Here is an 18,870-nt window from a genome sequence, read left to right as displayed (position 1 = left end):
GGTTTTCATTTGTCCGGTCCTCTCACGAAAGCGACATGCCGCCGATCCGGGGAAAAGAGATTTCAATACAGGGTGTTGCCTGTAGCAATGAGGGGGCGCCGGGCAGCCCTTGAGAGAAGGCCTGCCTTGGGGAAGATGGGTTAGGAGTGAAAGATGGACGATCACGGGTTTTTCAAATTCATCTGGCGGTTCAATGCGCTGGCGCTTGCCGGCATCTTGGTTCTGGTGGCCGGGGTTTTTGCCTGGGAAACTGTGCTCAGGGATGTGCTGCGTGATCGCAGCGCGCGGGAGGTGATCAATATTGATCCGGAGGATACGACCCTTGTTGAAACCCGTGTGATCCGCGTGAACGGGCCGGTGGCCGGGCAGCGGCTGTTTCGGGTGAGCCTGGTGGCTGAACAGGGATATGACAGCGGTTATGCCTCAAAAGATACCTATGATTCGGTTTTGAACGCGGGGTTCTATGATCCGTCGACGGGCGTGACCCGTTGGGTCTTTTCCGGAAATGAACAGCTGATCACCGATGTCGAAGGGCTCTATGGTGAAACGCCGGGTGGGGCGCGTGAGAAGGATCGGCCCGTGCGGGGATATCTGCTGACATTTGTGGATCAGGACAGCTCCGGTGACAGGCGCCTGTCGCATTCCGACCGGAAATCGGTGATGGCGCTTGGCCCGGATGGGCAGGGCGGCACGGTGATCTTGTCTGACCTGACGACGGCCCCTCAGATCTGGGGATTGGAAGGGGGCGCGGTGGTGCTGTTTTACGAAAAGGACGGCGCGCGTTTCTCGGCCCAATATGATCCCGACACAGGCACGCTTGGTCCTGTTACAGAGGTTCTTCATCCCTGAGGGATGCGCTTGGCAAACGGGGTGGGCCGCTGTGTTTGGCCGGGCAGGGCCTCAGCTCCCCGCCCTCCCTGTGCCTGTCCCACCCAGCCCGCCTGACGGGCTGGAGGATATCTTGACCTTACAGCGCCCGCGCCTGGGCAAATGAAAGAAGGCGCTTGCTGTTCTCATCCCAAAGGTGCAACCGCGCATTGGCAAAGCTTTCGCGGATCGTCATCGTATAGGCTTCTTCGGCAAGCTCGGCATGATCGCGCAGCACGTCGGGCAGGCGGTAGAACGGGATGCGGCTGTAAAGGTGATGCACATGGTGGATGCCGATATTGGCGCTGAACCATTGCAGCAGTTTCGGCAGGCGGTAATAGGACGAGCCATGCAGGGCGGCTTCGTGCAGGTTCCAGTTCTCGTTCATGTCCCATTGGGTGGTTTCGAACTGGTGCTGCACGTAAAACAGCCACACGCCAGCGGTGGCCGCAACCAGCGTGGTGGGAACAAAGATCAACAGAAGCGGCATCAGCCCGCCAAACCAGTAGATCGCGCCAAGTGCTGCGATGATCGCCAGGTTGGTCAGCATTGCGCTGATCCAATAGCGGGCGCTGTTCATCAGCCCGATCGGCAGGCGGTTCTGCAGATAAAAGAGATAGCTGGGTCCAAGGCCGAACAGGGTCACCGGGTGGCGGTAAAGGCGGTAATGCAGCCGCCCCCAGCGCGACAGCGCGTTATATTCCGCCACGGTCAGAGTATGGACATCCCCCATCCCGCGCTTATCCAGATTGCCGGCGGTTGAATGGTGCACGGAATGGGTGCGCCGCCAGACGTCATAAGGGGTGAGGGTCAGAACCCCCAGCCCGCGGCCGATCCAGTCGCTGAGCTGTCGGTTCTTGTAATAGGCCCCGTGGCCACAATCATGCTGGATCGCAAAAAGCCGCAGCAGGAAGGCCGCATTCAAAATGGACAGCGCAAATGCCAGCACATAGCTGACGGACAAGGCCCACCAGGCCAGCGCCCAGAGGGCGAGGAACGGCAGAAGGCTGATGGCAAGCTCGATGCTGCTGCGCAGGGTGTTCGGATCGCGGTATTCCGCCAGGGTCGAAACCCATTCCCGCGCCGAGCGTGTGGCGGGGTGCGTTTCTGTTTTTGCCTGTGTTTTTGCCTGTGTTCGGGGGGAACTGTTTGCTGCCATCTGCCTGTCATGTCCTGTCTGTGCCCGGTTCGGATAGACTATTCACAGCCTCTTGCAAAGCAAATGCGGTCGAAAAGCCGATATCGGCCCTCCATGGGGATGAAAAGCGCCGCCCACGCGGAGAGTTTGCCATCTTGGGGCAGATCAGGGTGGGTTGAAACCCTGCAAGACAGGTCTTCGCATGAAAGGCGTAGCTTTCCTGAGAGGTGCGCGTGAAATGCGGCGATGCAGCGGAGAATTTGCTGCGATTGCGAGGGTGACCCATGGGCAATGTTGAATACCATCGCATCCCATTTCGACGAATTTGGCGGGCATTATGTCGCAATCCATCCTATGCGCTTTCCATTCCCCCGATATGCAAGGTGCAGACAAAATTCGCACCCCATTTACCAAGGGAACCAGCAGATGGCTTACAAAACCGACATCGAAATCGCCCGCGAGGCAAAGAAACGTCCGATCAAGGAGATCGGCGAAAAGATCGGCATCGCTTATGAGCACCTGATGCCCTATGGCCACGACAAGGCCAAAGTTTCGCAGGAGTTCATCAACTCGGTTCAGGACCGCGAAGACGGCAAGCTGATCCTGGTGACCGCGATCAACCCGACCCCGGCCGGTGAAGGCAAAACCACCACCACCGTTGGTCTGGGTGACGGCCTGAACCGCATCGGCAAAAACGCGATGATCTGTATCCGCGAAGCATCCCTTGGGCCGAACTTCGGCATGAAGGGTGGGGCTGCTGGTGGCGGTTATGCGCAAGTTGTGCCGATGGAAGAGATGAACCTGCATTTCACCGGTGACTTCCACGCGATCACCTCGGCCCACTCGCTTCTGTCGGCCATGATCGACAACCACATCTACTGGGGCAATGAGCTGGCCATCGACGAACGCCGTGTGGCATGGCGCCGTGTGGTTGACATGAACGACCGCGCGCTGCGTGACATTGTTGTGTCGCTGGGTGGCGTGTCGAATGGTTTCCCGCGTCAGGGCGGCTTTGACATCACCGTGGCGTCGGAAGTGATGGCGATCCTGTGTCTCGCCAGCGACCTGCAGGACCTGCAAAAGCGTCTGGGCGACATCATCGTGGCCTATACCCGCGAACGCACCCCGATTTACTGCCGTGACATCGGTGCCGATGGTGCAATGACCGTTCTTCTGAAAGACGCGATGCAGCCGAACCTGGTGCAGACGCTGGAAAACAACCCGGCCTTCGTGCATGGCGGCCCGTTCGCCAACATCGCGCATGGCTGTAACTCGGTGATTGCCACCAAGACCGCGCTGAAACTGACCGACTATGTTGTGACCGAAGCTGGCTTCGGTGCTGACCTTGGCGCCGAGAAATTCATGAACATCAAATGCCGCAAGGCCGGGATTGCCCCGTCGGTTGTGGTTCTGGTTGCCACCGTGCGTGCGATGAAAATGAACGGCGGCGTGGCCAAGGCTGATCTGGGTGCAGAAAACGTCGAAGCCGTGGAAAACGGTTGCGCCAACCTGGGCCGTCACATCGAGAACCTGAAGTCGTTCGGCGTGCCGGTTGTGGTTGCCATCAACCACTTCGTCACCGACACCGAGGCCGAAGTGCAGGCCGTGAAGGATTACGTTGAAGGCCACGGTTCCGAGGCGATCCTGTCGCGTCACTGGGAACTGGGTTCGGAAGGCTCGGAAGATCTGGCGCGCCGCGTGGCTGAAATTGCCGACGCTGATGTTGCCAGCTTTGCCCCGATCTACCCCGATGACATGTCGCTCTTCGACAAGATCGACACCATCGCCAAGCGCATCTACCGCGCGGACGAGGTGCTGGCCGACAAGAAGATCCGTGATCAGTTGAAAGCCTGGGAAGATGCCGGTTATGGCAATCTGCCGGTCTGCATGGCGAAAACCCAGTACAGCTTCTCGACCGATCCGAACCTGCGCGGTGCGCCCACCGGCCACTCGGTTCCGGTGCGCGAAGTGCGCCTGTCGGCAGGGGCTGGGTTCATCGTGGTTGTCTGCGGTGAGATCATGACCATGCCGGGGCTGCCCCGCACCCCTGCCGCGATGAGCATCGGCCTCAACGCGGAAGGCGAAATCGAGGGTCTTTTCTAAGACACTTGACCAAGGGGGGCGACACGCCCCCCTTTCCTTATCAAAAACCTGTCTGAGTGATTCTGTCACATCCAGACAAAGGACCAAGATACATGAGCGCAACAATCATTGACGGCAAGTCCATTGCCGCAAACATCCGTGATGAGGTGGCCACGAAGGCTGCAGAGCTGGCTGCAAAAGGCTGGCAGCCGAAACTCGTATCGCTCTCCGTGGGGGACGTGGCCGCGGCAGAGCTTTATGTGCGCAACCAGCAACGCACGGCGGAAAGTGCGGGGGTTGAGTTTGAGGCACGCAACTACCCGGCGGAAACCTCGCTCGAACAGCTGACCGGCATCATTCAGGGTCTGAATGCGGATCCGCGCGTGAACGGCATTATTATCCAGCGCCCGCTGCCGGATCACATCCCGGTGAAGACCTTTCAAAAACTGGTCCACCCGCTGAAAGACGTGGAAGGGATGCACCCGGCCTCGATCGGCAATATCGTTTATAATGACCTGGCCCTTGGGCCCTGTACCGCTGTGGCGGCGGTGGAAATCCTGAAAACCCTGCCGATTGATATCGAGGGTCTGAACGTGACCGTGATTGGTCACTCGGAAATCGTTGGCAAACCGATTGCCTTCCTCTTGATGGGGCTGGGGGCAACCGTGACCGTCTGTCACCACATGACCCGTTCCGTGGCCATGCATTCGCGCGCCGCAGATGCGGTGTTCGTGGCCGTGGGCAAACCCGGTCTGGTGACGGGGGAGATGCTGAAACCGGGCTGCGCGGTGATTGATATCGGCATCAACCGCGTGGATGGCAAAACCGTGGGGGATGCGGATATGGAAAGCTGCAAAGAGGTGGCCGGCTGGATCACCCCTGTGCCGGGCGGTGTTGGCCCGGTGACGGTTGCGATGCTGATGTCCAACGCGGTACATGCCACCGAAATGCAAATGAATCACTACCGGGATGCCTATGCCCGGACGGACTATTAAGGGAGAGCGGGAATGAGTGCTCAGATCATCGACGGCAAAGCCTTTGCGGCTGGTGTGCGTGAAAAAGTGGCCGCCCATGTGGCGCGTCTGAAAGAAGAGAACGGCATCACCCCGGGTCTGGCCGTTGTGCTGGTGGGCGAAGATCCCGCGTCGCAGGTCTATGTCCGCTCGAAGGGCAAGCAGACTGTCGAAGTGGGTATGAATTCGTATGAGCACAAGCTTGACGCCGACACTTCGGAAGAGGATCTGCTGGCGCTGATCGACAAGCTGAACAACGACCCTGCCGTGCATGGCATTCTGGTTCAGCTGCCGCTGCCCGGTCACCTGAACGAGGACCTTGTGATCAACTCGATCGACCCGGCCAAGGATGTGGACGGGTTCCATATCTCGAATGTGGGCCTGCTGGGCACCGGTCAGAAGTCGATGGTGCCCTGCACGCCGCTGGGCTGCCTGATGATGCTGCGCGACCACCACGGATCGCTGTCCGGTCTGAACGCCGTTGTGATCGGCCGCTCGAACATCGTTGGCAAACCGATGGCGCAACTGCTGCTGGGCGACAGCTGCACCGTCACCATCGCGCATTCGCGCACCAAAGACCTGCCCGAGGTTGTCCGTCGCGCCGACATCGTGGTTGCCGCCGTGGGCCGCCCGGAAATGGTGCCCGGCGACTGGATCCGCGAAGGCGCCACCGTGATCGACGTGGGCATCAACCGGATCGAACGTGACGGCAAGAACAAGCTGGTCGGCGACGTGGATTTTGAGAGCGCGTCCAAAGTGGCAGGTGCCATCACCCCGGTCCCCGGCGGCGTCGGCCCGATGACCATCGCCTGCCTGCTGGCCAACACCCTGACCGCCTGCTGCCGCGCCAACAGCCTGGCCGAACCCGAGGGGCTGACGGCGTAAGCCTGAGGTTTGAGAGAATTGAGGCGGCGTCAGGGGAACCTGGCGCCGTTTTGTTTTGAACGGTAAACGCGTGACAAGGCAGATAACGCTTGTGTTCAGATGTGTTTGGTTCGCACCCAATTTTGAGATTTCCGCGAAATATAGTATCGTCTCAGATCAGAACGTCCGAGAGATGTGCTGATAAGCTCGCTTTCACGAAAAGGAATTTTAGCACTCAGAGTTGGGGAGAAACGACTATGAATGGATTTCTATTCGCTTTTTTACTTGTGACATTTCCACTTTGCGCCATTGCCGAACCAAGTTTGGAACGCGGTGAATATCTCGTTCGCGGGCCAGCTGCGTGTGGCAATTGCCATACTCCTCAAGGTCCAAACGGACCTGATATGGCGAACGAACTTGGCGGAATGATGGTCGAGAAAAACGATATGATGGAAGCTTGGGCGGTGAACATCACACCCGGCAGCCGCGTCGCGGATTGGAGTGACGAAGAGCTCGCCCGCGCAATACGCGAAGGTATACGTCCGGATGGCTCTGTGATCGGTCCTCCTATGCCGATTGGCCTCTATCGTGGATTAGGTGACGACGATCTGATGTCTATTGTGGCATTCCTTCGAACCGTACCTGCCAGCGACAATCAAACGCCTGCTTCCACGTACAATTTCCCACTTCCTCCGGCCTATGGCCCACCGGTTGAAACTGTTTCCCCGCCACCCAGTGGTGCAACTGTGGAATACGGTGCCTACCTTGCTGGACCGGTTGCGCATTGCACTGAATGCCACACGACTTTCGGACCTCAAGGTCCAATGTTTGACACTCACTTAGGCGCTGGAGGGTTCAAGTTTCATGGGCCTTGGGGGGTATCTATCGCACCGAACATAACCAGCCATGAAGACGGTCTGGCCGGGTATTCCGACGACGAGCTGAAAACCATGATCGTGTCAGGTAAACGCCCCGACGGAAAACAAATGTCGCCACCTATGGGATACGGCTACTACGCTATGTTGTCGCCTAACGACCTTGAGGCCATTGTGATGTACCTGCGGACGATCCCACCACTGCCTGATCCTTAAATGGCTATTTAGCCAAGTAACGCACTTAGGAAGTAAATCCACGCTATACGTTTGCAGTGTGCTGCCGCCAAGCAGGGTGGGCTTTGGTGTCCGCTTCAAGCTCTTAGTGGGCATTCGATTGGTAACGAGCCCCCTCAATCCTTAAACTCAGCCTTCCGCTTCTGCATCCCTGCCATCACCGCCTCCATCTGATTGGGCGTGCCCATCAGCCCCTCTTGCGCTTTGCTTTCCGCAATCAGCGTCTCGCGGGTGTCCATCAGCTCGGTGTCGCGGATCAGGGCTTTGGCGGCGCGGATGGCGTCGGGGGATTTTGAGGCGATCTCGGCAGCAATGGCGTGGGCGCGCTCCAGCGGCGTGTCTGAGATTTCGGTCACAAAACCCCAGTCGAGTGCTGCGGGGGCCTCGAATTGCTCGGCGGAATAGGTCAGTTTACGGATGACGTCACCGCGTGCCAAGCGGCGCATAAGAACCATGCCGCCCATGTCGGGGATGATGCCCCAGCGGCCCTCCATAATCGAAAACCGCGCATCAGGCGCAGCAATGCGCATGTCCGCGCCCAGCATGATCTGGAACGCGCCGCCGAACGCATAGCCATGCACCGCGGCGATCACCGGTTGGGGCATTTCTGCCCAGACCATGCTGGCGGCTTGGAACAGGTTGGAGTTCCCATGGGTGCGCTCCAGAAACACGCCGCCCTGCATCGCGTATTGCGCAATTTGTGGCATGGCGTTCAGGTCGAGACCTGCGGAAAACGCGGGCCCGTCGCCGGTCAGCACCACTGCGCGGATGTCCTTGCGCGCGGCCAAACTCTCGCCTGCATCCACAATGGCGCGGATCATGTCCAGATCCAGCGCATTGCGCTTGTCCGCGCGGGTCAGGGTGACGGTGGCAATTTGATTGGCTTCGGTGATGGTAACGCGGTCTGACATATTGGGCTCCCTTTGGGGCATCATGGACAATGAGAAAGACGGAGCAAGGGATCACGTCGCGGCAGGGGCGATGGAAATCGGGACCGGCACCATTGTGCCCAACAGGGCCGCGACCAGCTTGCGCTGCGTGCCGGTGATGCCCCAGACCTTGGCTTCGACGGTGATCAGCCGGCGCCCGGCCCGCAGCACCTGCCCTTGGGCGACCAGCCGATCCGCCTTGGCAGGGGACAGGAGGTTGATCTTGATTTCAGCGGTCAGCACATCATGATCCGGTGGCATCAGCGTCATCGCCGCATAGCCCGCGGCGGTGTCGCCAAGGCCGAACGTCAGGGCTGCGTGGCCAAACCCGTGCTGCTGGCGGTTGGCCTCCAGGATCGGGGCGGACAGGTGGCAGCTCCCGTCGTCGAGGTGATCCAGACTGGCCCCGAAACTTTTCATCATGTTCTGGGTGGCGAAGCTTTGCTGGATTAGGGTGGTGCGTTCGGGGGTCATGTCGGGCTCTCCTGATCCGGCAAGGCTAACACGCCGCCGGGTGCTCCCAACCAAAACGTGGCGTCATACGGATTGCGATCCGCCCCGACAAGGGAGGCTCAACGCGGCATCGGGATTGCACGGGGGGGTGGCCGAGCAAAACAGCGAGCGCGGGGCGCGCAACGTGATCAATCCGGCTCCATCTGGCTGGCGTGCTCAAGCATGGCCCGCTGATGCGCATGTGGCGCCCAGCCACGCGCGGCAAACCAGTCACAAAACAGGGGGGGCAGTTGGGTCATCCGGTCACGATAGACGCGGGAACGGGGTTAGGCCAGAGGGGGAGCCCCCCTGACCTTTGTTGTTTCGAATGCCGGGATCAGTGAATGATCTCGCGGTCGCTGACGAACATGTTTTCCCAGGCGCGGTCGATCAGTTCCGGGGACATCTGGTAGGGGATGCCCTCGAACTCACAGATCGAAATCATCTGGTCGATCAGGAAAACCGGCTGGTAATTGGCATAGACATTGTCGATGGTCGGGTATTTTTCCCGCAGCAGATAGACCAGCGCCTCTTCGTTCAGCGGCATCTTTTTCTTGCGCGCCACAAGCGCAAAGATTTTCAGGAACCCTTCCTGGTCCGGCCCGTCGATGATGATCTTGTAAAAGATCCGCCGCAGGGCCGCCTTGTCGAAGATTTCGTTCGGGTGGAAGTTGGTCGAGAAAATGACCAGCGTGTCGAACGGCACCTCGAACTTCTCACCCGATTGCAGGGCCAGAATATCCTTGTTCTCCTCAAGCGGCACAATCCAGCGGTTGATCAGCGCCTGCGGTGGTTCGGACTGGCGACCAAGGTCGTCGACGATGAACACGCCGCCGGAAGACTTCAATTGCAAAGGCGCGGTATAGGTGCGCGCGGTGGGGTTGTATTTCAGATCCAGCATGTCGAGGGTGAGTTCCCCCCCGGTGATCACGGTCGGCCGGTCGCACAGCACATAGCGGCGATCAAATTTCGAGGAGGAGCGCCGCAGGCTGTTGGGATCATCCAGGTGATCTTCGGCCGCGGTATGCACAATCGGGTCGTAGACGGTAATGATCTGCCCCGAATAGACAATCGCGCGTGGCACATAGATCTTGTCGCCAAGGGCGTCGCGGATCCCGTTGGAAATCGAGGATTTCCCGTTGCCCGGCGGGCCATACATCAGGATCGAACGGCCTGAGCCCACTGCGGGGCCAAGCTGGTCCAGCAGGTTGGGCGGCAGGATCAGGTGCCCCATGGCTGAGGTCAGCTGTTCGCGGGTCATCTGGATGTTGCGGATCGACTGGCGTTTCACCTGCTGGGCATAGACCTCCATCGGCACCGGCATGGCGCCGTAATATTCCGACTGGGCCAGCGCATCCAGCGCCCGCGCCTTGCCGGCATCGGACAGGCGATACCCCATTTCCGAGCTTTGCGCACCGGCATGCATCGTGCCCATGGCCTGGATCAGCGATTGCTCGCGGCAGATATCAATCAGTTCCTGCACCACGCGGCCGGGCAGGGCGAGGGTGCGTTCCAGATCGCTGACGCGTTCCAGGTTGGTGCGGAACATGGTCTTGAGCAGGACGTCCCGCATCATCACCATGGTCAGCCCGGTCTCCTCCAGCCTGCGCAGAGGAGGGGGTGCAATCATTTCGTTTGCGTGAATATTCATGCCTGTCGTCCTCACCCAAATCTTGCGATTCTTGCTCTTTTCCGCCAGAAACATGGCCAAAATCACAATGAACATACGCCCGATAAAGGGCGCTTCATCACTTGGTACAGGGGAAAGAGGGCAGGCATGAGCAAAGAAAAAGGCATCATTTTGGCAGCGGTGCAAATCGCACTTTTTGCCCTTTTTTCCGGGGTGTTGCTGGCAAAGGGGGGGCTTTTTGTCGGGCAGCATGAGGGGGATACGCTGCATCTGTTGCAGATCCTGACACGGATGAGTGCAGGGCAGGTGCCGCATCTGGATTTCGTGACCCCGATCGGGGCAATGGCATTTCTGCCGATTGTGCTGTTTTCCAAGATGGGCATCGGCTTTGGTCACAGCTTTCTTTATGGTCAGGTGCTGGTCGGGGCGGCGTTCCTGCCGGCCATCTGGTGGGTGTCGATGACGCGACTGGCGGGGATCTGGCGCCATGTCTTTGCCATTGCGATGATCGTGCTGTGCCTTGGGTTGATCCATGGCGAGGCTGACCAGCTTCTCTCCGTGTCGATGCATTACAACCGGTGGGCCTGGGTGGCGGCTTTTGTGGCGATCCTGACCGCGCTTCTGCCCAGTCGTTTTGCCGACAACCCGGTGCTGGACGGCATCTTGATTGGCGCGGCTTTTGTGATCATGGCGATGATCAAGGTCACCTATTTCGCGGCCTTTTTTCCGCCGGTTCTGGTGGCGCTATTGACCCGTGGGGCGGGGCGGACCGTCCTATGGGCGCTGGTTATGGGGCTTGTTGGTGTTGGGCTGATCACGCTTTACGCGGGCACGCCGGTTTACTGGCTGCTTTACCTTGCCGACCTTCTGAATGTTGCGGGCAGTGAGTTCCGTTCCTCCCCGGGCCTGCCTTTGGGCAAGGTGATCAGCGCCCCTGCCTACCTGCCCGGCACGGCGCTTGCGCTGGTGGCGGTGATCTTGCTGCGTCAGGCCGGGCGGATGCGGGAAGGGCTGGTGCTTCTTTTGCTCCTGCCGGGCTTTGTCTATGTGACCTATCAGAACTATGGAAATGACCCGCAATGGATCGGGCTTGTCGGGCTTTTGCTGATCTCTCTTCTGCCGGCGCAACCTGTGACAAACGGGCTTGGCTGGGATCTTGGCCGGGGAATGGTGATTGCGGCAAGCTGCGCCTTTGTGCTGGCCACGCCGTCATTTCTCAATATCGCGCAAAGCCCGTTTCGCCACCTGATGACGGATGTGGAGGATTTCGTTCCGTTCCTGCCGGATGTGGCCCAAAGCGAGGACCTGCAGGCCAGACGGGTGCGGGCCAACCTGATCAATGTCTCCCGGCCATTTGACGGGCCGGATACCATTTTTGCAGCGTCCTATCTGGCCGAGGACCGGGAGGATGAAAAGCTGGAGTTCAAGGGCGAAGAGTTCCCCTCCTGCGTGCTGGAAAGCGGCATGATGGCGTGGTTCCGGGGGGTGGCGGATGATCTGAACGTGGTGGGCCTGGTGGAGGGCAAGTCCATTTTCGTCGCGGATATCCTTGCCAGCTATTGGTTGTTCGGGGCCGGAGAGCCGCTGCAGCGCGGGGCGCCGTGGTATTATGGCGGGCTGACGGGGATTGAAAATGCGGATCTGCTGCTTGTGCCAAGCTGCCCCCAGTCAGGGGAATTGCGCAAGCTGGTTCTGGAAGAAATCAGCGAGACGGAATGGGTGCAGGATGTGACGGAACTTCGCCGCACGGGGGACTATGTTCTTTATCAGCTTCCAGGTTTAAGGAATTGAAATGAATAAAAAACCCGCCGGATCACGGCGGGTTTTCTGGGTCCATATTTTCATGGTCCAGATTGGGGTCACATCCCGGTTGAGGCGCTGAGGGCGAGGTAAAGGGTCAGGCTGGCCCCCAGGCATAATCCCATCGGAAAATCCTTGCGTTTCCAGCTTTCCCAATCGGGCGTTGTGCGACGCACCGCCGGGATCGCTCGGGCCAGACGGTGCAGGGCAAACCCGACCAGCAGCGTGGCGCAGAACAGGAACAGGAAATCGGCAATGTCCGGCAGGGCGATGAACGGCGCCATTGCGGCGGCAAATTTGGCATCCCCAGCACCAAATGCGCCGGCAAGATTGAACACAAAGCCCAGAACCAGAACCACCAGCAGATGCAGGTAGCGCCAGGCATAGTCCTCAAACGGCAGGGCGATCAGGCCAACCACCGCATAGACCGCCAACAAGGCGATGACAGCCTTGTTGGGGATTTTCATCCGCTTCAGGTCGCTGACCGCTGCCCAGACGCAGATCGGTGCCGCGAAGGGCAGGAACCGCATGGCGGCGCTGGCGCCTTGCGCCATGGTCAGGTCAGCCATTGGAGACGTTGTTTTCCAGTGCTTCCAACGCCCGCACGGCAGCCTCGAAATGCTGCGGGTGGGTGTTGATTGCGTCTTCCAAAAGCCCCTTGCCGATGGTGATATCCCCCTGTTTGATCGCCGACAGCGCCAGCGTGTGCAACAGCTGCGCCCGCTCGGCCTGGGTGGTTTTCAGGATCGGCAGGTCGTATTTGCGCTGCGCGCCCCGGGCCAGAACAAGATTGTTCTTGGCCGTGAACAGGGTGGGGTCAAAACTCAGGGCTTCGGCAAACAGTTTCTCGGCGCCTTTGTAATCGGCGCGGGTCAGTTTCGAATAGCCCCAGTTGTTCAGGACCGAGGACGGTTTGGTCGACAGGCCCACGGCGGTTTCATAGAAACTGTCGGCCTTTTTCCATTCCTTCTTGCTGTCGGCGACCATGGCCTCAAGCCGATAGCGTTTATAGGTCTCGAAGGTGGGGGGCACCTTGTCGAGCTCAATCTCGGCGCGTCCCCAATTGCCAGAGCGGATCAGCGCATCGGCCAGCCCGACACGGTCCTCATCGGTGGCCCCGGGCAGGGACATCACGGTTTCCCATGCTGCAACCGCACGGGCGGGCTGTTTGGCACGGATCAGTGATTTGGCCAGCCCGCGCTGCAGGTCAACCCGTTTGGGCTGGCCTTTGGTGGCGCGCAGGAAGTAGGCCACGGCCTCTTCGGGGTCACCCACGGTCAGCATGATGTCATTGAGGTTGCTTTCGTCGATGACATTCACATCGGCCAGCGCCCGTTCCACATCTTCCGAGGTGCCGGGTTTCTGACAGGCGGTCAGCGCAAGGGCGCTGCCCAGACACAAGGTCATAAGGATAGAATGGCGCATGTCTGCGTCCTCTGCTGCTCAATTTCACTCGCGCAAGGCCCTTATGAGCTCTAGAGCGTCGACAGCAGAAGATAGTTCCCTTGCCCCCGGCGCATCAGCGCGAAGTTGTTTTCATTAACCGGATCATAATCCGGGTTTTTCAATCTGGCGAGGGCCAGACGCAAATTCTCGCGAATATCGGCAGATTGGCCACTATCCAGCCCGAAAGCGATGCGGAAAATACGGGCGGCTTCGGGGATTTCGCCTTTTTCCATCAGCACCACGCCCAGGTTGTTCCAGGCCGGGACAAAATTTTCGTCCTTTTTGACGGCCTGGCGCAGCAGGGTTTCTGCCTGCCCCAGGCGACCAAGCTTGAGGTTGGCTGAGCCGACCGCAGAGAGCACATCGACGGTCAGCCCATGATCCGCCGCCGACCGCAGATAGGCCTTGAGGGCGAGTTCATATTCTTCCGCAGCCATCAACCGGTGCCCCACCAACAGGCCATCCACGCTTGTCTCCCCGCGTTTCAGGCCGCTGGGGGCATAGGGATTGCCATCGGTGCGGGCGGCGCCAAGCGAAGACCCCTGACAGCCGGCAAGTGCGGCCATCAGGGGCAGGATCACGATGAAGGGGTGGAAACGGGTCACCCTGAACTCCTTGCGGGGACCAGACCGCGGGGATCAGAACCCGGTGTTCTGAAGGGTCTGGGCGATACTGTAAATCGACGGCCCGAGCAGAATGATCAGCAGGGGCGGCACGGTCAGCATCATTGTGGCAAGTGTCATCTTGGTGGGCAAGGTATTTGCCTTTTCTTCGGCCCGCATCACGCGTTTGTCCCGCATTTCGGCAGAAAAGACACGCAGCGCTTCGGCGATCGAGGTGCCGAACGTGGCAGACTGGATCAGCACGGTCACAAAGCTTCCCACATCCTGCACGCCGCATCGTTCCGACATGTCGCGCAGAACCTGCACGCGATCCTTACCGGCCTTGACCTCATAGCTGACAATCTCGAACTCGTCCGCCAATGAGGGGTAGCCTGCGCGAATTTCCTGTGACACGCGGATGATGGACTGATCAAGGGACTGGCCGGCCTCGACGCAGACAAGCATCATGTCCAGGGCGTCGGGAAAGCCATTGGTGATCTCTTCCTTGCGAGAATCCACCCGGCGGGTGATCCAGTATTTGGGCAGCATATAGCCCGCGATGCCGGGGCCTAGGATCCACAGGACCTTGGCGGTTGAACTGAGCTGGATCGTCGGGTTTTGGGATTTCAGGAACACGATCAGGACGCCGAACAGCAGCAGGCCAATCCCCAGGGCAAACTGGGCAAAGTGATAGGTGCGCACTGCGTCTTTCCCGGAATAGCCAGCCTGCAACAGGCGCAGCTGGATGGCCGAATATTCCTCTTCGTTCTGCGGTTCGAGGAAGGCCGAATATTTCTCGAGCTTGTCATTGCCGCCCTGCACCCGAAGGGCCTTTCGGTCATTTTGCGGGAGGTTGCGCTGACCTTTGCGCAGCTTGTCGAGCGGGTCTTCCTTTTTTTGAAACAGGATCGGCACGGTGACCAGCATCAGCACAAAGCCCAGTCCGCCCACCGCCATCAGCGGTCCCATCGGGCCAAGCTTGTCGATCAGGATTTGGTTCAGAAGGTCCATGGGCTTACACCTTGATGTTCACAAGCATCTTCATCACGAAGATATTGGCGACGAGGAACGCAGCCACGATCAGGCAGGCTGGGATGAAATAGACGGTCTCTTTCACCTCGTCATAATAATTCGGCTGGATCACCTGCAGCATGACCAGGGCCACGATCGGGAAACCGGACAGGAACATACCTGACCATTTGCTTTCTGCGGTGATGGCTTTGACCCGGCGAAACAGTTTGAACCGCGAGCGGATCACCTTGGCCAGACCGTCCAGGATCTCGGCCAGGTTGCCGCCTGATTGCTGCTGGATCGACACCGCCACCGCGAGGAAGCGCAAATCCTGCATGTCGAGGCGTTCGGCCATGGCCTTGAGGCTTTCGCCCACATCGCGCCCATAAGAGCTTTCATCCGCGATCATCCCGATCTCGGTGCCCAGCGGATCGGGCACTTCTTTGGCGACGATCTGGATGGCCGATGTGAACGGGTGGCCGACGCGCAAGGACCGCACCATCAGCTCCACCGCATCGGGCAGCTGTTCTTCCAGCACCGCCATGCGTTTCTTGGCTTTCTGGTCGACCCAGAGATAGACGCCCCCAACCCCCATCGCAATCGACACGACCAGACGCACGGCCGGGGCGGCCTCGGTGCCCACGGTCAGACCGACAAAGGCCATCGCGGACAGGGCGCCCATCACCATGATCAGTTGTGACGGCGAAAAGGCAATGGCCGCTTTCTGGGCCTTCAGCGCGAGGATTGAAAACAGCGGAAAACCCTTGGCTTTCATGTGCTGGGTCATTTCCTTGCGCAGCTGTTCCAGCACCTCTTCGCGTCGTGCGCCCTTGTCGAGCAGGTCCAGACGGCGGTTTACCCGGCTGTTCAGGCTGATGGATTTGCCAAAAACCGCCAGATAGATACTTTCGACCAGCAAGATCACCGCGCCGAAGATCAGGCCATATATCAGAAGCTCTGGTGAAATGGACATGGGATCCTCCGTTAGATGATCGGTTCGAAAATGGTTGAGGGCAGGTCATAGCCCCACTGGCGGAAACGGTCCGAGAAATGTGACCGCACGCCGGTGGCATTGAAGCGGCCGATGATCTTGCCATCGGGTTCAAGGCCGAGGCGCTCATAACGGAACACCTCCTGCATCGAGATCACTTCCCCTTCCATGCCGGTGATTTCGGTGATCGAAACCATGCGGCGCGACCCGTCCTGCAGGCGTGAGGCCTGCACAATCAGATGCACAGCGGATGCGATCTGTGAGCGCACCGCTTTCAGCGGCATTTCGATCCCGGCCATCGCCACCATGTTTTCAAGGCGCGAAATCCCGTCCCGGGCCGAGTTGGCGTGGATTGTGGTCATGGATCCGTCGTGGCCGGTGTTCATGGCCTGCAACATGTCGATCACCTCTTCACCGCGGGTCTCCCCCACGATGATCCGATCCGGGCGCATCCGCAGGGCGTTTTTCAGACAGTCGCGCTGGCTGACCGCGCCTTTGCCCTCGACATTGGCCGGGCGGCTTTCCATCCGGCCCACATGGGTCTGTTGCAGCTGAAGTTCCGCCGTATCCTCAATCGTCAGGATCCGTTCCGAGTTGTCGATGAACGAAGAGAGCGCGTTGAGGGTTGTGGTCTTACCAGAGCCGGTCCCGCCCGAGACGATGATGTTCAGGCGGCAGGCCACGGCGGCCTGAAGATAGGCGGCCATCTCTTCCGAAAACGCCCCGAAATTCACCAGCTCGTCAATGCCCAGCTTGTCTTTTTTGAATTTCCGGATCGACACGAGCGAGCCATCCACCGCAATCGGCGGCACCATGGCGTTGAAACGCGACCCGTCCGCCAGACGGGCGTCCACATGGGGGTTTGACTCGTCCACACGACGCCCCACCGCCGAAACGATCTTGTCGATGATCCGCATCAGGTGCCGCTCATCTTTGAACGTGATGTCGGTCAGTTCCAGCTTGCCAGCACGTTCCACGAAAATCTGCTGCGGTCCGTTGACCAGGATATCGTTGACGCTGTCATCTTTCAGCAGGGTTTCCAGCGGGCCAAGCCCGGTCACCTCGTCATAAAGTTCCTGGTTCAGGCTCATCCGTTCGTCACGGTTCAGAACCACGGCCTTGTCTTGCAGGAATTCCGAGGTGATCGCGGTGATTTCTTCCCGCAGTTCTTTTTCGGAGGCGGTTTCCAGAGCCGAAAGGTTCAGGCTGTCCAGAAGCTCTTTGTGCAGCTCGACCTTGAGCTCGGACAGGCGTTCCTTGCGCTTGCGTTCCTTGTCCAGCGGGGCTGCGCGGGCGGCGACTTTCTGTTCGGTCGGGCGGCGCTGCACGCGGGGCTGTTCCGGTGTCGCCGCAGCAGGGACGTCACTTTTCCCCCCGGCCAGTGCCTGAAGATTGGGCGTCCCCTGCGGCTGGGATGGGCGCGGGCTCTGTTTCTTGTAACGGGAAAACATCCTGACCTCCGATTATTGTGCGACGGCTTCGCTGAGGTTGATTTCATGCAGCGATTTGGCCAGTTTCTGGATTTCCCTGCGCAACGCGTTTTTCGGGGCGGCATCAGCCAGAGGCACGCCGTGATCCCCGGCCTGTGCCACCGGTTTCAACCCGTCAGGCATTTGAAGCTCGATCGAAATATCAAGGCTTTCCGCCAGCCGCTTGACCCGGGATTTGCCGGAAAGATCGGTGAATTTCGGTGCCCTGTTCAGCACATGGCGCAGTTTGGCAACCGGCAGGTCTTCGGATTTCAGCGCTTTGATCATACGCAGCGCATTCTGCGCCGAGCGCATGTCCAGTTCGAGCGTGGTGAAATAGACTTCCGCCTCCTGCAGCACGGTTTCGGTCCATTGCACCACCGTCGACGGCATGTCGATCACCACGTAATCGAAATTGCAGCGCGCCATTTCAATCAGTCGTTCCACATCTTCGTTCGAGATCAGGTCCAGCGGCAGAATGTCATTTGGGGCGGTCAGAACCTTGAGATTGTCCTGATAGCTCAAAAGCGCCTGCATGAAACTGTCGCGGTCCATGGCCTCGGTGTCGGACAAAAGCTCGTATACGGCGTCGCGGCGGGGCAGATCCAGAAAGGTTGAGACCGATCCGAATTGCAGGTCCAGATCCAGCAGGCAGACCTGGGGCGCGCGGTCCTTGTCCACCTGTGTCAGTTCCCATGCCAGATTGGTGGCAAGCGTCGTGGCCCCGGTGCCGCCGGCCAGGCCATGCACGGCAAACAGCACACCATCCCGGTCGCCCTTGGGCTTCACCGCTGCGGTTGCATCACCGGGGGCAGGCATTGCGGGGGGCGGACGGCGCAGCCGTTCGATCACGTCATGCAATGATCCTTCGGGAAGCGGGTAGGGGACAAATTCGGCTGCCCCAAGCTTCAGGAGCTGGTGCAGGGCGATCGGGCTGACCTCCTCTGCGATCACTACAACCTTGATGCCTTTTTCCACGGCCGATTTCACCGTGTGGGCCACCTTTGCCAGGTTTTCCTCGTCGCCATCATCAATGGCGAGGGCTACAAACTCCAGCGTGTCCGCTTCGGGCTGGCCGAAAAAGGCCACGGCGTCGTCAATGGAAAGATCTCCCCAGGCTTCGCCCAGCTCGGTTTCCATATCTTCAATCAGCAGGTCGAAATTCTGCACATCCCTCGAAATCGTGCAGGCGACGATCGGCGCGGCGTCCGCTTGTATCGCTACGTTCCCACTCATGCGTTCATTCCTTCTCATTCACCCCGGATGCACGGCCTCTTACGGGCCTGTCGGATAATCATCCGGATCACGCGCGACTCGTATTAAGTGCGCACTGCTCCAATTCTCAGAAGTTGTGGCAGGCAAAAGGGGCAAGATTGGGGCCAAAAGATCGTAATTATTCGTCATTTCAGGACGATCAGCGCGCTTGT

The 18,870-nt window shown here is 59.3% G+C and carries 17 protein-coding genes; 6 read left to right on the top strand and 11 right to left on the bottom strand.

The genetic code is table 11. From position 1 onward, the window contains the following. Positions 1-153 precede the first annotated feature (153 nt). Positions 154-849: a hypothetical protein gene (locus tag XMD517_RS05630; RefSeq protein WP_173486546.1), complete on the top strand. Its 696-nt coding sequence runs from the start codon at positions 154-156 to the stop codon at positions 847-849. A 118-nt stretch (positions 850-967) separates the two neighbouring features. Here XMD517_RS05630 and XMD517_RS05625 read toward each other — a convergent pair whose 3' ends face one another. Further along, entirely contained in the window at positions 968-2,026 is a 1,059-nt protein-coding gene (locus XMD517_RS05625; protein WP_173486545.1) for a fatty acid desaturase, read from the bottom strand. Between the two features lie 405 nt (positions 2,027-2,431). Between XMD517_RS05625 and XMD517_RS05620 the strand changes: the two genes are divergently transcribed. The 4 genes from XMD517_RS05620 (at position 2,432) to XMD517_RS05605 (ending at position 7,055) form a co-directional block, all read left to right on the top strand. After that, positions 2,432-4,108 (top strand): formate--tetrahydrofolate ligase, encoded by a 1,677-nt coding sequence (locus XMD517_RS05620; protein ID WP_173486544.1) that lies wholly within the window; start codon positions 2,432-2,434, stop codon positions 4,106-4,108. Between the two features lie 92 nt (positions 4,109-4,200). Further along, complete coding sequence (locus tag XMD517_RS05615) at positions 4,201-5,082, top strand: bifunctional 5,10-methylenetetrahydrofolate dehydrogenase/5,10-methenyltetrahydrofolate cyclohydrolase (protein ID WP_173486543.1); 882 nt, start codon at positions 4,201-4,203, stop codon at positions 5,080-5,082. A 12-nt stretch (positions 5,083-5,094) separates the two neighbouring features. Then, on the top strand, positions 5,095-5,985 hold the full coding sequence (gene folD / locus XMD517_RS05610) for a bifunctional methylenetetrahydrofolate dehydrogenase/methenyltetrahydrofolate cyclohydrolase FolD (protein WP_173486542.1): 891 nt from the start codon (positions 5,095-5,097) through the stop codon (positions 5,983-5,985). 383 nt (positions 5,986-6,368) lie between these two features. Then, the gene (locus tag XMD517_RS05605; RefSeq protein ID WP_254449710.1) at positions 6,369-7,055 is read left to right on the top strand and encodes a c-type cytochrome; all 687 of its coding nucleotides are present in this window, start codon (positions 6,369-6,371) and stop codon (positions 7,053-7,055) included. A gap of 134 nt (positions 7,056-7,189) precedes the next feature. Here XMD517_RS05605 and XMD517_RS05600 read toward each other — a convergent pair whose 3' ends face one another. The 3 genes from XMD517_RS05600 to XMD517_RS05590 form a co-directional block, all read right to left on the bottom strand. Beyond that, complete coding sequence (locus tag XMD517_RS05600; protein WP_173486541.1) at positions 7,190-7,984, bottom strand: crotonase/enoyl-CoA hydratase family protein; 795 nt, start codon at positions 7,982-7,984, stop codon at positions 7,190-7,192. A 51-nt stretch (positions 7,985-8,035) separates the two neighbouring features. Continuing rightward, the gene (locus tag XMD517_RS05595) at positions 8,036-8,476 is read right to left on the bottom strand and encodes a PaaI family thioesterase (RefSeq protein ID WP_173486540.1); all 441 of its coding nucleotides are present in this window, start codon (positions 8,474-8,476) and stop codon (positions 8,036-8,038) included. A gap of 355 nt (positions 8,477-8,831) precedes the next feature. Next, complete coding sequence (locus tag XMD517_RS05590; protein ID WP_173486539.1) at positions 8,832-10,145, bottom strand: ATPase; 1,314 nt, start codon at positions 10,143-10,145, stop codon at positions 8,832-8,834. A 126-nt stretch (positions 10,146-10,271) separates the two neighbouring features. On the opposite strand from XMD517_RS05590, the gene XMD517_RS05585 reads away from it, so the two are divergent. Beyond that, positions 10,272-11,915: a DUF2029 domain-containing protein gene (locus tag XMD517_RS05585; protein ID WP_173486538.1), complete on the top strand. Its 1,644-nt coding sequence runs from the start codon at positions 10,272-10,274 to the stop codon at positions 11,913-11,915. Positions 11,916-11,983: 68 nt separating this feature from the next. On the opposite strand, the gene XMD517_RS05580 is transcribed toward XMD517_RS05585, so the two are convergent. From XMD517_RS05580 to XMD517_RS05550, 7 genes are all read right to left on the bottom strand, one after another. Continuing rightward, positions 11,984-12,493, bottom strand: coding sequence for a prepilin peptidase (locus tag XMD517_RS05580; protein WP_173486537.1), 510 nt, complete (start codon positions 12,491-12,493; stop codon positions 11,984-11,986). Then, complete coding sequence (locus XMD517_RS05575) at positions 12,486-13,349, bottom strand: lipopolysaccharide assembly protein LapB (RefSeq protein ID WP_173486536.1); 864 nt, start codon at positions 13,347-13,349, stop codon at positions 12,486-12,488. The genes XMD517_RS05580 and XMD517_RS05575 overlap by 8 nt, the downstream gene beginning before the upstream one ends. Before the next feature lie 50 nt (positions 13,350-13,399). Continuing rightward, entirely contained in the window at positions 13,400-13,936 is a 537-nt protein-coding gene (locus XMD517_RS05570) for a tetratricopeptide repeat protein (RefSeq protein WP_173486686.1), read from the bottom strand. A gap of 72 nt (positions 13,937-14,008) precedes the next feature. Further along, a complete protein-coding gene (locus XMD517_RS05565; RefSeq protein WP_173486535.1) occupies positions 14,009-14,983 on the bottom strand; it encodes a type II secretion system F family protein in 975 nt (324 codons plus the stop codon). Between the two features lie 4 nt (positions 14,984-14,987). Continuing rightward, positions 14,988-15,956, bottom strand: a complete 969-nt coding sequence (locus XMD517_RS05560; RefSeq protein WP_173487929.1) for a type II secretion system F family protein — start codon at positions 15,954-15,956, stop codon at positions 14,988-14,990. 11 nt (positions 15,957-15,967) lie between these two features. Next, positions 15,968-17,425, bottom strand: a complete 1,458-nt coding sequence (locus XMD517_RS05555) for a CpaF family protein (protein WP_173486533.1) — start codon at positions 17,423-17,425, stop codon at positions 15,968-15,970. Between the two features lie 12 nt (positions 17,426-17,437). Next, the gene (locus XMD517_RS05550) at positions 17,438-18,679 is read right to left on the bottom strand and encodes an AAA family ATPase (RefSeq protein WP_173486532.1); all 1,242 of its coding nucleotides are present in this window, start codon (positions 18,677-18,679) and stop codon (positions 17,438-17,440) included. Positions 18,680-18,870 lie beyond the last annotated feature (191 nt).

Source organism: Aliiroseovarius sp. xm-d-517 (genome assembly GCF_013283135.1).
GTDB classification, from domain to species: Bacteria; Pseudomonadota; Alphaproteobacteria; order Rhodobacterales; family Rhodobacteraceae; genus Aliiroseovarius; species Aliiroseovarius crassostreae.
Note: the sequence above shows the minus strand (reverse complement) of the source record. Positions and strands in the feature narration are given on the sequence as shown.